Here is a 13,716-nt window from a genome sequence, read left to right as displayed (position 1 = left end):
CCCAACCCCCTTCCCCCCCCCACCCCAGCGTGGGGCACCTTCCGCCCCCCCCGGGACGCAGGGGGGGGCCGGAGTTGACCCCGCGTTGCAGGTGATCCCGTTACCTAACATGACGACGGCGGCTCTGCGGGCGGCGCCGCAGGTGTTACGTTTTTGGTGAGTAATGAGACCCGGCGCCAAGCCCTGACTGGCCGGTCGGCAACCCTCCCTTTCGCGGCGGGGTGCCTCAGGTGAATACTCGGCATATCGACCATTCGAGCTGCAAGCGTGAAAGAAGGAGATCCGTCGTGCCTGACGCGTCCGCCCCCGCTGTCCCCGTGACAGCACCAGTCCCATCCCCCGCATCCGCCGGCGCATCCGCCGCTGCCGAGGAGAAACTGGCCTACCGCCTGTTCACCGGCGCCGATGACCGCGCCTTCTGCGAGCGCGTCTCGGCCGCCCTCGCCGACGGCTATGTGCTGCACGGCAACCCGGCCGCGACGTTCAACGGCAGCAGCGTCATCGTGGCCCAGGCCGTCGTCCTGCCGGCAGCGATCGCCAGTGCCGATGCCGCCGTCGCCAACGCCGTGGACGACCTTGAGTTCGACGGCGAGGGCCTGGCGTGAGCTACGCCGGGGACCTCAGCCCGCACGAGGCCTGGGCAAAACTTGAGGACGGCGCCATCCTGGTGGACGTCCGCACCGAGGGCGAATGGGCCCACATCGGCATCCCGGACACCGCGTCCGCGGGCGACCGGCAGAACGATCCACTCTTCATCCAGTGGAACCTCGCCGGCGGCATCCCCAACTCGGGGTTCGTGGAACAGCTGACCCTGCAGGCGCCCGCGGGCAAGGGCACCGAACTCGTTTTCCTGTGCCGGTCCGGGGCACGGTCCATCGCCGCCGCGATCGCCGCGACCGAGGCAGGCTTTACCTCCTACAACGTGCTCGAAGGCTTCGAAGGCGAACCGGACCGCAACGGCGAACGCACCGTCAACGGCTGGAAAAACCGCGGCCTGCCCACCAACGCCGGAACGCACTAAGTGGGCTTCAACCCTGACGCCGGCGGCTGGAGCGCCGACACCCAGGCTGTCCGCGGCGGACTCGACCGCACCGGTTTCCAGGAGACGTCCGAGCCGATCTTCCTGAACTCCGGCTTCGTGTACGAATCCGCGGCCGCCGCGGAGCGCGCCTTCACCGGCGAGGACGAACGGTTCGTGTACTCCCGTTACGGCAACCCCTCCGTGGCCACCTTCCAGGAACGGCTCCGGCTGCTGGAAGGAACCGAGGCCTGTTTCGCCACCGCCTCCGGCATGTCCGCGGTTTTCACCGCGCTCGGTGCCCTCCTGGCCGCCGGTGACCGGGTGGTCGCGGCCCGTTCGCTGTTCGGCTCGTGCTTCGTGATCCTCAACGAGATCCTGCCCCGCTGGGGTGTGGAGACGGTCTTCGTGGACGGCCCGGACCTGGCGCAGTGGCAGGCGGCGCTCTCGGAACCCACAACGGCGGTCTTCTTCGAGTCGCCGTCGAACCCGATGCAGGAAATCGTGGACATCGCCGCCGTGAGCGAACTGGCGCACGCCGCCGGCGCGACGGTCGTCGTCGACAATGTCTTTGCCACTCCCCTGCTCCAGCGCTGCGGCGAACTCGGCGCCGATGTGATCGTGTATTCCGGGACCAAACACATCGACGGGCAGGGCCGGGTGCTCGGCGGCGCGATCCTGGGCACCAAGGAGTTCATCGGGGGCCCGGTCAAGCAGCTGATGCGACACACCGGCCCGGCGCTCTCCGCTTTCAACGCCTGGGTGCTGACCAAGGGGCTGGAAACCATGTCCCTGCGCGTGAACCACTCCTCGGCGTCGGCACTCCGGCTGGCCGAATGGCTCGAGGAACAGCCAGCGGTCAGCTGGGTCAGGTACCCGCTGCTGCCGTCCCACCCGCAGTTCGACCTGGCGGCCCGGCAGATGAAGGCCGGCGGCACCGTGCTCACGTTCGAGCTGTCCCCGTCCGCCGGGCGATCGGCGAAAGAGGCCGCCTTCGCCCTGCTGGATGCGCTGCGGATCATCGACATCTCCAACAACCTGGGCGACTCGAAATCCCTCATCACCCACCCCGCAACCACGACGCACCGCGCGATGGGACCTGACGGGCGGGCGGCGATCGGGCTGACCGACGGCGTGGTGCGGCTCTCCGTGGGCCTTGAGGACCTCGATGACCTGGTCCGAGACCTCGGCCAGGCGCTCAAGCAGGTCTAACGGCTGCAGCAGGACCCACCCGGAGCGCCCGCTCCGGCGTCCCGACGACCCCGGCGCCCCGCCGACGGTCAGGCGGCCGGTGAGGCAACGGCCGGGGCGGCCTCGCTCAACCGCCGCAACTTGGGAATGGGGATCCGCTTGTTGAGGGCGACGGCGGTGCCGGAACCATCCGCGTGGGACCAGCGCAGGAGGGACGGGCCCTCGCGGGGATCGCCGTCGAGGAAATCGGGGTCGCCGGCCAGGGGCAGGAAGCCGCTCGCCTTCAGGCTGAGGCCGAACTGCTCGGTCCAGAAGTAGGGCCGGAAGTCGAGCTCCGGCGCGTCATCGCCCCGCACCAGTGCCAGTGCCGCGGCCTTGCTCTGCTCGATGGCACTGGTCCACAGCGGCACACGGTGGATGCCGTGCTTGGTCGGGAACGCGGCCACATCCCCCGCGGCGATGATGCCGGGCCGGACGCGCCCGCGGGAGTCGACTTCGAGCCGGCCGTTGGTGAGCAGCCCGCTCGAGGCCAGCCACTCGACGTTGGGTGCGTCACCCACGGCGCTGACCACGACCCCGGCCTCAAGAATTGAACCGTCAGCGAGCCCAACCAGCGTGCGGTCGCCGTCCACACGCAGTTCCACCGCCGCGGACGGCGCGAGCTTCAAACCGCGGCTGAGGGCAGCTGCCACGAAAACGTCGGACAGGTACGGACCCAGCTGCCGGGTCAGGGGAAGGCCCTGCGCCGCGAGGGTCACCTCGCACCCCGCGGAGAGGCAGCCGGAGGCGATCTCCATCCCCAGCGCACCGCCACCAATGACGACAACAGACGGACGGTTTGCCAGCCGGCGGCGCAGCTCCAGCGCATCGTCAAGATTGCGCAGGGTCAGTTCGCCCCCGCCGGCGCCCGGATGTCCAACGGTGCCGAGACGCCGAGCCCGGGAGCCGGTAGCGATGACCAGGCCGTCGAACGGCAGCTCGCTGCCGTCGTCGAGGTGCACCAGCTGCCGGTGGGGATCGAGCCGCGTCGCGGTCCTGCCCAGGATCTCCTGCGCCTCGTGCGTCGACGCAGGCAGCTGATGGGAGGTCATGTCGGCGGAGTCCAGGAGGGCAGCTTTGGACAGCGCGGGACGACTGTATGGCGCATGGTGCTCATCGCCGACGATGGTCAGTTCTCCGGCGAAACCTTCTGCCCGTAGGGAGTCGCCGGCGGTAAGGCCGGCTATGCCGTTTCCGACGACGACGATGCGTTCCATGCTCACGCCAGCCGCAGCGCAGCAACAGGGCAGACGCGAACCGCTGCCTTCGCCGGTTCAAGATCACCGTCGACCGTCTCGACGTCGAGCACCAGTTCGCCCTCATCGTCGAGGTGCATCAGCTGGGGAGCGACCTCCTCGCACAGGCCGTGGCCTTCGCAGCGCGGTCGATCAAGGACAATCATCATGGCTTTCTCCTTTGAATATCGTGGTGTGGCTCACATGCTCCTTTCGAGCTTCCCAGCTGAATGACATGTCGACAAATGAATAATTCTCATCATTCATATGCAGGGCGTAAATGACTCAGTAAACTGAGGGGACTCGCGCCGGATGGACCGCGCGCTGAAGTGAGGTACGCGATGGAAGTTCTGCCGGGCCTGACGCTGAGTCCAGCCCGCGTCGTCCGCAGGGAGCGTCATGCCTAGCAACCTGGAAAAATCCGGATCGGACGGGGAACTGGCCCGGCTGGCATCGGTGGACCTCAACCTGCTGGTGCCGCTTCTGGCGCTGCTTGACGAGCGGTCGGTGACCAACGCGGCGAACAGAATCGGGCTGTCCCAGCCGGCCATGAGCCATGGACTGACGCGTATGCGGCGGATGTTCAATGACGAACTGCTCGTGCGGCAGGGGCGCGGAATGGTTCTGACGCCGCGGGCCGCGGAACTCCTGCCGGCCTTGCGGCAGACGCTCACGCAGACGGCCCGGCTGGTTAACGCCGCGCCGTTTGACCCTGCAACCGACGGCCGCCTGATCACCGTGGCGATGACGAACAGCACCGCGTTCGTTATCGGCAGCACGATCACCCGGCTGCTGGCGGAACGAGCGCCGAACACGGTCCTGCGGCTGCGCACCACGTCCTCCGCCACCATCGCGGTCTTTGCGGAAGACGCGGCCGACGTCATCCTGCTGCCCGAAACATTCGCCACTCCGTACCCCCGCGAGCGCCTGTACGACGACCGCTGGGTTGTCGTCACTTCGTGGGACTCACCGCGGGATGCCGATGCGCTCAAGCTCCTCGAGGTAGTGCCCCACGTGGTGTTGGACGCGTCCCCGGAACGCCTCCGGCCGTATGAAATCCTCGACGAACACAAGGTGCCGTACACGGTCCGCCAGCGCGTGTCCGACTACCTCTTCATTCCGCACCTGATCGCCCGCGCCGGCGGCGTGGCGGTCCACCGGTACCAGGTCGGCCTGGAATTCGAGGGCCGCTTCGACCTGCGCATGGAGGAGTTCCCCTTCCCCATCCAGACCCTGGGCATCGACATGGTCTGGAATCCCTGGCTCGCGGAGGACCCGTTCAAGGACTGGTTGCGCGGGATCCTCGTGGAGGCCGCCGCTCCGTTGCGGGCCCGATACGGCACGCCCGGGTAAGGCATTCACGCTGCTCTCGGTCGAGCCAGCCTGAGGTTCAGCCGCGGCGGACCCGGCCCAGCGACGAACCCCCGCCGGCCGGGTCCCCGACGGCCGCTTCCCGCATGGTTACTTCGACGGCCTGTTCGACGACGGCGGCCAGTCCGCCGGAGCGGAACGGCCGCCGCTGCAGCTGCGAACCGGTGCCTTCCGCCAGGATCCGGGCGACACCGTCCTGCACGAGTTCCAGTTCACCCTGCTCCTCCAGGACAGGGGCCACGAAGTCCACCAGGGCGTGGACAACGTCCGCAGCCGGGGCAGGGGTGAAGGTTCCGAAGTCCAGCAGCTGGCCGCGGAGGCCGCAGTTGCTGGCCTGCCAGGCGGCCATCCGCAGCAGCAGCGTCGGCACCGGGGCGGGATCGACGCCGTCGTTCCATTCCCGGGACGCCGACTCCACGAGCGCACGCACCAGCACGGCGACGAGCGCCGCGTCCTCGGCCCGCAGGCAGACATCGGCGACCCGGACCTCCACGGTGGGGTGATGCCGGCACAGCCGCGCGTCGAAATAGACCATGCCCTCGTCCATCAGGACGCCGCTTTCCACCAGCCGGGTGACCACGCGCCGGTACACCGGCAGACTGCCGAAGATCATCGTGGGACCGGAGCCGGGCCAGCGGTTCCACGCCTGCGTCCGGTAGCTTTCGAACCCGGTTTCCGCGCCGTTCCAGTACGGGGAGTTCGCGCTGAGGGCGATCAGCACGGCGAGCTTGTCGCGGATGCGGTCCATCACCGCCACGCCCTCCTCCGGGGACTCCACAAACGTGTGGACGTGGAGGCCGCAGGTGAGCTGGTTCCGGACCGTGAGCCCGAAGCGCCGCTGCATGGTCACATAGCGCTGCTTCGGCGTCAGGTGCGTGGCGGAGCCCTGGGGCGACGTGGCGAGGGCAGCGACGCGGCCGCCGTGCAGCCGGGCTGCCTGGTCGGCGAGGGCCCGGCCCTGTTTGAGCTGCCGGAGCAGTCCGGCGTAGTCCCGGGACGGCCGCGTCTGGGTTTCAATCTGCTCGAGCTTGAGCTCGTAGCTGAAGTCGGCGTCCTCGTGGACCGGCGGCCCTGCGGTGTCGTCGGCCCCGCCGGCATCCGGCGTCGGCGGCACAAGGGTGGGCAGCATGACATCCGCGAGGGCAAGCAGCATCCCCGTCTCGGGATCCACTATGAGCAGTTCTTCCTCCACACCGAAGGTCCGCATGCTTCTATTGTGCGACAGGATCCGCCGAAACGCCCCCCAACGCGGAGTCACTTTGCGCCGGTGGGAACCCCCGGGACGGGCCCGATCTGACCCCGCGTTGCTGGCTGGGGCGGGGCGGAATCAGTCCTGGAAGTACTCGATCTTGGCGCCAATGGTGTTGAGCCGCTCCGCGAGGTCCTCGTAGCCGCGCTCGATCACGTAGATGTTGCGCAGTTCGGAGACGCCGCGGGCGGCGAGCATCGCCAGCAGCAGGCAGGCAGCGGGGCGGAGGGCCGGCGGGCAGCCAACCTCGGCCGCGCGCCACCGAGTGGGCCCGTTGACGTAGATCCGGTGCGGGTCAAGCAGCTGCACCTGGGCGCCGAGTTTGTTCAGCTCGGTGAGGTAGATCGCGCGGTTGTCGTAGACCCAGTCGTGGATCAGGGTCTGGCCGTGCGCATTCGCGGCGATGACCGCGAAGAACGGCAGGTTGTCGATGTTCAGCCCGGGGAAGGGCATCGGGTGGATTTTGTCCTCCGGGGCGCGCAGTTCCGACGGCCTGGTGGTCACGTCCACCAGCCGGGTGCGCCCGTTGCGGGCCAGGTACTCCCCGGACACTTCGAGCCGCTGGCCCATCTGTTCCAGCGTCGCGAGCTCGATTTCCATGAATTCGATCGGAACGCGGCGGATGGTGACTTCCGAGTTGGTGACGATGCCGGCGGTGATCAGGCTCATCGCCTCAATCGGGTCTTCGGAGGGGAAGTACTCGATGTCGACGTCGACGTCGGGGCGGCCGGTGATCTTGAGCGTGGTGGTGCCCACACCCTGGATCTCGACGCCGAGCATCTGAAGGTAGAAGCACAGGTCCTGCACCATGTAGTTCGGGCTGGCGTTGCGGATAATGGTGGTGCCGCTGCGGTGGGAGGCGGCCATGATGGCGTTTTCGGTGACGGTGTCGCCGCGTTCGCTGAGCACGAAGGAGCGGTCGCGGCCGTCCGGCGGCGGCGCCTGCACCGTATAGAAGCCGGTCGTGGCGTCGACGCTGAGCCCGAACTGGCGCAGCGCCTGCATGTGCGGCTGCACGGTGCGGGTGCCGAGGTCGCAGCCGCCCGCATACGGCAACCGGTATTCGGCGGCCTCGTCCAGGAGCGGGCCCAGCAGCATAATGACGCTGCGGGTCCGGCGGGCCGCATCGACGTCCATCGAGCCGAGGTCCAGGGTGGCGGGACGGCGGATCTGCAGATCGTTGGCGTTAAGCCAGGTGCATTCGACGCCGATGCTGGTCAGCACCTCGACGATCCGGTTGACCTCTTCGATCCGGGCCAGCCGGCGCAGGGTCGTGGTGCCGCGGTTGATCAGGCTGGCGCAGAGCAGGGCGACGCCGGCGTTCTTGCTGGTGTTCACGTCGACCGAGCCGGACAGGGTGCGGCCGCCCTCCACCCGGAGGTGTGTCATGGCCGGCCGGCCCACTTTCAGGATGCTCCGGCCGAGAATGGCCTCCAGCCGCTGGATCATTTTCAGGCTCAGGTTCTGCTTGCCCTGTTCCATCCGGGCAATGGCGCTCTGGCTGGTGCCCAGCTCGGCAGCGAGCTGCTCCTGGGTCCAGCCCTTCTCGCCGCGGGCGGCGCGCAGCAGGGCGCCAACGTGTTCAGCAGTCTCTTGAGTCATACCAAGAAAATATCACACATGAGCTATGTTCAGCCTGCATTCCGGACGCGATGCCGGGAATCTCACAGAATTACCCGCCCTGTGCGATACCCGGCGCTATCGCTGCGCGAGGAAGACCATATTCCAGGTCCCCGCCGCGACGGCGGCGGCGACGGCGGCGACGGCAATCAGGAGCCCGCCCGTGAACACCCAGGCGTCCAGTCCGCTGAAGGCCGATTTCCGGGCCCAGGTCCGTTGTGCGCCGCCGAAGCCCCGGGCCTCCATGGTGACGGCGAGCCTGGAGGCGCGCCGGACGGCCTGGACCAGCAGCCCAAAGCTTTGCCCCAGGGTAGCGCGGAGCCGCTCCATCGGATTCCCGTGTGAGCCCACGCCGCGGGCGCGCCGTGCCATGCCGATGGTCTGCCATTCTTCGGCCATCAGTCCGACGAGCCGCATCGCGGCCAGCGTCCCGAGGACGAAACGGTGCGGCAGTTTCGCCTTCTGCGCGAGGGCGTCGGCCAGGTCCGTGGGGTCGGTGCAGCTCATCAGCAGCACGGCCGGCAGCGCGATGGCCAGGCCGCGGAGCATAAAGCCCAGCCCGAGTTCGAGGGATCCCTCGCTGATGGACCAGATCCGGGCATCGAGCAGGATGCTGCCGCTGTCCGGTGCCAGGATGGTGGTGCTCCAGCCGCCCAGCGCCGCGGCCAGGATCAGTGGCCAGCCGCGCTGCCAGAGCAACCCGACGGTCAGCCCGGCCAGCGGAAGCAGGGCCAGTTCGAAGCCGAGCGCCACCGAGGCGGAGACCCAGTCGATGGACAGCGCCAGGACCATTGTGATGAGCATGACGGCGGAAAATTTGGCCAGCGGGTTGGCCCGTGTCAGCAGGGCATGGTTGCCGCGCAGGGTCAGCTCCTGCCTCATGGCGCCGCGGCCCTGCCCGGTTTGCGCGGTTCCGGTTGACGGGGCCACGGTTCGCCCGGTCCCGATTCCCGGGGCCACGGCTCGTGGGAGCCCGGGTCCCGTGGTTCAGCGGCGAGCAGGCTCAGCTCGGTGCCGCCGAGGACTTCGCTGAACTCGGCATCGTGTGTGACAGACACGACGGCGGTGCCGCCGTCGAGGAGTTCGGAGAGGAAGGAGGCGAGTTCGGCCCAGGTATTGGCGTCCTGGCCGAAAGTCGGTTCGTCCAGGACGAGCATCCGGGGATGGGCGGCGAGCACGGTGGCCACAGACAGGCGCCGTTTCTCACCGCCGGAGAGGGTGTAGGGATTGGCGTCGACCAGGTCCGTCAGCCGGAGCCGCTCAAGGAGTTCGTCGACCCGGTCCCCGCCGCGGCCCAGGTGCCGGGGCCCGAACATCAGTTCATCCAGCACACGTCCGGTGACGAACTGGTGCTCGGGCTCCTGGAACACCGTGCCGATCCTGGCGATCAGCTGCTGGGCCTTCCACTTGTACGGGTCGATTCCGGCGCCGGCACTGAGCTCCAGCGTTGCGGACACCCTGCCGGACACCGGCGCGAGCAGGCCGGCGAGCGTCAGTGCGAAGGTGGACTTTCCCGAGCCGTTGGGTCCGGTGATGGTCAGCGCCTCCCCGGCGCGGACCTGGGCGGTGATGCCGGACTGCACGGGCGCCGGCGGAATCGGGCGGAATCCTCCGCGCAGGCCTCCCCGCCGCGGCCGTTCGCGTGACACGGCCAGGTCCTCGGCCGCCAGCAGCAGCCGCCCCGCCCCGGTGGCGCCGCCGGCGCCGGCAACACCGGCACCCTCGGTGCCCCGCGCCCGGGTGGGCGGCACGTAGCCGGGCACCCAGACGCCGGCCGCGGTGAGCATGTCCCGTGCCTGCGCCAGGACCTGGTCCGGTGGCCCGTCGATCAGCACGGCGGAGTCAGTTGCCGATCCGGGCTGCAGCACCACGATCCGGTCCACCAGGTCCTTCCAGATCGAGACTCTGTGCTCCACCACCACCAGGGTGGCCCCGGTCTTGGCCACGCAGCGGCCGACGGCGTCGCGGACTTCCAGGACTCCGGCCGGGTCCAGGTTGGCCGTGGGCTCGTCGAGCAGGATCAACCCGGGGCGCATCGCCAGAATCCCGGCGAGCGCCAGCCGCTGCTTCTGGCCCCCGGAGAGCGCCGACGTCGGATGGTCCAGCGGCAGCCGGCCCAGCCCGACGTCGTCCAAAGCCTCGGCCACCCGCCGCCAGATGTCGGCCGGGGGCACGGCCAGGTTTTCGGCGCCAAAAGCCACGTCGTCGCCCAGGCGGGAGAGCACCACCTGGGTCTCCGGGTCCTGCTGCATCAGTCCGGCCCGGCCGCGCTGGGCCCGGGGCGGTGCGCCGTCGATCAGCAGGCTCCCGGTCTCGTCCGCGTCCTCGGCGTCCGCCGACGCGCGGCCACCGGCGCGGCCACCGGCACTGCCACCGGCACTGCCACCGGCATGGTGAGTGTCACCGGCGGAGCTGTCGCCCAGCACCCCGGCCAGGGCATGGAGCAGCGTGGACTTGCCGGCGCCGGAGGGGCCCAGCAGCAGGACCCGCTCGCCGGGCCGGATGTCGAGGTCCAGGGAACTGACGGCGGGCCTGGACCTGCCGGCGTGCCGCCAGCCCCAGCCGCGCGCGGTGACCGCGGCCGGGCGTACTGCGTTGTCCGCGGGCATCAGGAGAAAACGGCCTCCTTGGCCGCCTTGCGGGAGGCGAAGGAACCCAGCACGCCGGTCCCGGCCAGGCCCCGGGTGGCGAGCCAGGACAGCCCGCCGGCGATCACGGCGCCCGAGATGGCCGTGAAGATGATGTAAGCCAGCTTGTCGCCTCCGGCGTAGGCGATGTTCCAGCCCCAGGGCAGGAACGCGTCGTTGAGCCCGCAGAACAGTCCGGCACCGGCCCCGGCCAGCAGCGACACCGGCAGGTTGAACTTCTTGTACATAAACGCGGCGAAGACCAGTTCGGCGCCGAGGCCCTGCAGAATGCCGGAAAGCAGCACCGTGGTGCCGTACTGCGAGCCCATGATCAGCTCGCCGGTGGCGGCCACGGTTTCGCAGAACAGGGCGGCGCCCGGCTTGCGGATGATGAGCATGCCCAGCACCGCCGGGATCATCCAGCCGCCGGCGTAGAGCCCGGTCAGCGGCGGGTAGAACGCGTTCACGGGGGCGGAGATGAGGTTGGCGCCCTGGGACCAGGCCCAGAAAATCACGCCGCCGGCCACCGCGATCAACGCGGCCACCACAATGTCCACCACACGCCAGTTGTAGCTGCGTCGGGTGAGCGTCTGCTGGGCAGATGTATCAGTCATTTCGTCCTCCTGAGGAACAGGAGGGGAGAGTACCCCGGGTCCGCAGCTTCCGCCGCCGCTCCCGGGCACTCTGAGATCTCGACTCCCTTGCGCCGGTACTAACCGGATCAGGTTCGAGGGTCTGCGGCTGTCCGCACTCTCAGCGCCCACCTGTGGTTTCCCCGGATTCCTCCGGTGATGCCCGACGGCGGCGCTCCCCTGTCGTATTTAATATCGCCCTTATGGGCGTGGCCCAGTTTACACCCGCCGGGCACTGTTCTCTTGGGTCCGCGTTGACTCATAGAAAACCTCCGCGTAGCCGGATACGTTGCCTCAGTTGAAAACCTCCGCGTGGCGGCGTGGTTCACAGTGGTGGCAGCGGATGCGGGTTATGCCCGTTTTCATGGAGCTAACAATGGCCCAGCGCCAGGCTGTGACGAAGAAGAAAGCCCTCGCCTACAAGAGCGCCGATCGTTCAGGGAAATCCCGGATCCTGAACGAGCTGGTCGAGTTGACCGGTTGGCACCGCGACTACGCCCGGACGGCCCTGCGGGAAGCCTTGGTCCTGAAGATCGTGAAGCCCAGACCTGGGCGGACGCCGGTCTACGGTCCGGATCTGCTGCCGCCGCTGATCAAGTGCTGGGCGGTACTGCGCGCCCCTGCCGGCAGGCTGCTGGCACCGATGCTGCCGGTCCTGGTGCCGCTGCTGCGCCGGGACAAGGAGCTTACGGTCACCGATGGCCAGGCCGCCCTGCTGATGCGCATGAGCGCCGCGACCATCGACCGCAGGCTCGCCGGCGAACGGGCGAAGCTCTTCCCGCGGGGACGCTCACATACCAAGCCCGGTACCCTGCTGAAGTCCCAGATCCCGGTCCGGACCTGGGCCGAATGGGATGACGCCGTGCCGCGATTCGTGGAGATCGATCTGGTCGGCCACGAGGGAGGCAACAGCTTCGGTGAGTTCTGCTTCACCCTGACGGTGACCGATATTTCCACCGGATGGACGGTGAACCGGTCCGTGCGGAACAAAGCGGCCAAATGGGTCTTCGAGGCCCTCGAGCACGTCACTGCGGTGTTCCCGTTCCCGATCATCGGAATCGATTCGGACAACGGCTCGGAGTTCATCAACGACCATCTGCTGGCCTACTGCCATGCGCACCAGATCACCTTCACCCGGTCCCGGCCCGGGAACAAAAATGACGGCGCCCACGTGGAGCAGAAGAACTGGGCCAGGGTCCGTGAACTCGTCGGCTACCTGCGCTACGACACCGCCGCGGAGCTGGAGAAACTCAACGAGATCTGGGAGCTGGACCGGATCTTCACCAACTACCTGCTTCCCCAGCAAAAACTCATCGGGAAACAGCGGCACGGCGCGAAAGTGACCAAGAAGCACGACGCACCGGCCACACCCCACCAGCGCGCGGTCCGGCACGAGAGGATGCGCAAGCGCCCGACTATCCGGATGAACGCCGCCTTCAAACAGATCAAACCAGGCGCTCTCTCACGCCAAATCATGGCGCCCACGGCCCAGCTGGAAACACTGGCCCGAGCCAAACAACCGGCCACAGTCAAACCCGTTAACAGGGCCTGGAACAACTGAAAATTCCGGAGGTTCTTCAATGAGGCAACGAAGCACTCAACCGGAGGTTTTCAGATGAGGCAACGAATCACTCTTCCCGGAGGTATTGCAATGAGGCAACAGGGGGTCGCCGTCACAATCTGGCGCCCGCGTATCCGGGTGACCGGGCACTCCGGTCTTGGTAGAGTCGGCAAAGCAATGGGACCACCGATGCCGCCCTGCCGGCGGCTAACCCCGGGAGCCAAAACACGTGACCGACTCAGCAGCGTCTTCCCCCGCCTTCGACCCGGACTCGCCCGACGAGCAGCCGCCCGGATCCCTCGGGGCGCTAATCGGCCGCATCCTGTCCGAAATGGACGAATTGCAGTTCCATTCGTTCAGCAAGGACGACGCCCTGGACCTCGGACTCCGCCTGGTGGAACTCGGCCGGCAGCGTTCGCACCCGATTGCCGTGGACATCTCCAAGGGTGAACAGGTGCTCTTCCATGCGGCCCTGGAGGGCGCCACGCCGGACAACGACCGCTGGATCCGGGCCAAACAGCGCACCGCCGTCCGCTATGAAGTCCCGTCGCTGCTGGTGGGCCTGCGGGCCCGGGCAGACGGCCGGCGGATCGAAGACAACGCCTGGTTCGACCAGTCGGAGTTCGCCGCCCACGGCGGCGCCTTCCCCATCTACGTGCGCGGGACCGGGATGGTCGCCACCGTCACGGTTTCGGGGTTGCCGCAGAAAGCCGACCATGAGCTGGTGGTGGAAGCCCTCTCGGAAATCCTTGGCCGCGCCGGAACCCCGGGAGACTAAACGAGGCTGGACCGCCGGTCAAGGACCGTTAGGCTAGGGGAAGCCCTGTTTCCTCCCGCTAGGAGTCCGAAATATGAACATCTTCATCAAACTGCTCGGCACCGGCATCAGCCTGCTCGCCGGCTTTGTCGGCACCAAGCTTGTTGACACGGTCTGGGAGAAATCCACGGGCAACAAGCCGCCCAAAGGCCACGACGACGATGTGCCCACCACGCTGCGCTCGGCCCTGACGTTCGCGCTGATCTCGGCATCCGTCAGCGCCATCATCCAGGTCCTTGCCAACCGCGGCACCCAGCGTGCGATCACGCGTTTCGCCAAGTCCCAGGACCTGGTTTAAGGCGCATCGTGTAGCCACCTGCTGCTAGCCACCTTTCAGCATCTGGCCTTCAGCATCT

14 protein-coding genes and 2 riboswitches are annotated in these 13,716 nt (G+C 68.0%); of the genes, 7 read left to right on the top strand and 7 right to left on the bottom strand.

Annotation, left to right across the window (positions count from 1 at the left end; all coding sequences use genetic code 11):
* Positions 1-159: 159 nt before the first annotated feature.
* A riboswitch (SAM riboswitch) is annotated at positions 160-274 on the top strand.
* A gap of 43 nt (positions 275-317) precedes the next feature.
* The 3 genes from AC50YM_RS16785 to AC50YM_RS16775 are packed head-to-tail and all read left to right on the top strand — an operon-like array spanning position 318 to position 2,230.
* Positions 318-605, top strand: coding sequence for a DUF1737 domain-containing protein (locus AC50YM_RS16785; protein ID WP_494958085.1), 288 nt, complete (start codon positions 318-320; stop codon positions 603-605).
* A complete protein-coding gene (locus AC50YM_RS16780; protein WP_494958082.1) occupies positions 602-1,021 on the top strand; it encodes a rhodanese-like domain-containing protein in 420 nt (139 codons plus the stop codon). The genes AC50YM_RS16785 and AC50YM_RS16780 overlap by 4 nt, the downstream gene beginning before the upstream one ends.
* A complete protein-coding gene (locus AC50YM_RS16775; protein ID WP_494958081.1) occupies positions 1,022-2,230 on the top strand; it encodes an O-succinylhomoserine sulfhydrylase in 1,209 nt (402 codons plus the stop codon).
* A 68-nt stretch (positions 2,231-2,298) separates the two neighbouring features.
* Here AC50YM_RS16775 and AC50YM_RS16770 read toward each other — a convergent pair whose 3' ends face one another.
* On the bottom strand, positions 2,299-3,465 hold the full coding sequence (locus AC50YM_RS16770) for an NAD(P)/FAD-dependent oxidoreductase (protein ID WP_494958084.1): 1,167 nt from the start codon (positions 3,463-3,465) through the stop codon (positions 2,299-2,301).
* A 2-nt stretch (positions 3,466-3,467) separates the two neighbouring features.
* Positions 3,468-3,653, bottom strand: coding sequence for a ferredoxin (locus AC50YM_RS16765; RefSeq protein WP_494958080.1), 186 nt, complete (start codon positions 3,651-3,653; stop codon positions 3,468-3,470).
* Positions 3,654-3,882: 229 nt separating this feature from the next.
* Here AC50YM_RS16765 and AC50YM_RS16760 point away from each other — a divergent pair, with 229 nt between their 5' ends.
* Positions 3,883-4,836: a LysR family transcriptional regulator gene (locus tag AC50YM_RS16760; protein ID WP_494958079.1), complete on the top strand. Its 954-nt coding sequence runs from the start codon at positions 3,883-3,885 to the stop codon at positions 4,834-4,836.
* 37 nt (positions 4,837-4,873) lie between these two features.
* Here AC50YM_RS16760 and AC50YM_RS16755 read toward each other — a convergent pair whose 3' ends face one another.
* The 5 genes from AC50YM_RS16755 to AC50YM_RS16735 all read right to left on the bottom strand — a co-directional run bounded on the left by AC50YM_RS16755 (position 4,874) and on the right by AC50YM_RS16735 (position 10,964).
* A complete protein-coding gene (locus tag AC50YM_RS16755) occupies positions 4,874-6,061 on the bottom strand; it encodes a glutamate--cysteine ligase 2 (RefSeq protein ID WP_494958078.1) in 1,188 nt (395 codons plus the stop codon).
* Positions 6,062-6,181: 120 nt separating this feature from the next.
* Entirely contained in the window at positions 6,182-7,705 is a 1,524-nt protein-coding gene (locus AC50YM_RS16750; RefSeq protein WP_494958077.1) for a UDP-N-acetylglucosamine 1-carboxyvinyltransferase, read from the bottom strand.
* A gap of 96 nt (positions 7,706-7,801) precedes the next feature.
* Positions 7,802-8,605, bottom strand: a complete 804-nt coding sequence (locus AC50YM_RS16745; RefSeq protein WP_494958076.1) for an energy-coupling factor transporter transmembrane component T family protein — start codon at positions 8,603-8,605, stop codon at positions 7,802-7,804.
* The gene (locus tag AC50YM_RS16740) at positions 8,602-10,332 is read right to left on the bottom strand and encodes an ABC transporter ATP-binding protein (RefSeq protein WP_494958075.1); all 1,731 of its coding nucleotides are present in this window, start codon (positions 10,330-10,332) and stop codon (positions 8,602-8,604) included. Before AC50YM_RS16740 ends, AC50YM_RS16745 begins: the two co-directional genes overlap by 4 nt.
* Positions 10,332-10,964 carry an ECF transporter S component gene (locus AC50YM_RS16735; RefSeq protein ID WP_494958074.1) on the bottom strand — a complete coding sequence of 211 codons (633 nt, stop codon included), beginning with the start codon at positions 10,962-10,964 and terminating at the stop codon, positions 10,332-10,334. The genes AC50YM_RS16740 and AC50YM_RS16735 overlap by 1 nt, the downstream gene beginning before the upstream one ends.
* Positions 10,965-11,030: 66 nt before the next feature.
* Positions 11,031-11,174: riboswitch (TPP riboswitch) on the bottom strand.
* Positions 11,175-11,358: 184 nt separating this feature from the next.
* On the opposite strand from AC50YM_RS16735, the gene AC50YM_RS16730 reads away from it, so the two are divergent.
* From AC50YM_RS16730 to AC50YM_RS16720, 3 genes are all read left to right on the top strand, one after another.
* The gene (locus AC50YM_RS16730; protein ID WP_494958073.1) at positions 11,359-12,543 is read left to right on the top strand and encodes an integrase catalytic domain-containing protein; all 1,185 of its coding nucleotides are present in this window, start codon (positions 11,359-11,361) and stop codon (positions 12,541-12,543) included.
* A gap of 229 nt (positions 12,544-12,772) precedes the next feature.
* Positions 12,773-13,321 (top strand): heme-degrading domain-containing protein, encoded by a 549-nt coding sequence (locus AC50YM_RS16725; protein WP_494958072.1) that lies wholly within the window; start codon positions 12,773-12,775, stop codon positions 13,319-13,321.
* A 73-nt stretch (positions 13,322-13,394) separates the two neighbouring features.
* Positions 13,395-13,658: a DUF4235 domain-containing protein gene (locus AC50YM_RS16720; protein WP_069949902.1), complete on the top strand. Its 264-nt coding sequence runs from the start codon at positions 13,395-13,397 to the stop codon at positions 13,656-13,658.
* The last annotated feature ends 58 nt before the right edge of the window (positions 13,659-13,716 follow it).

This window comes from Pseudarthrobacter sp. RHLT1-30-1 (assembly GCF_059383415.1).
The sequence above is the reverse complement of the archived record's forward strand: the minus strand, read 5'-3'. Positions and strand labels throughout refer to the sequence as shown.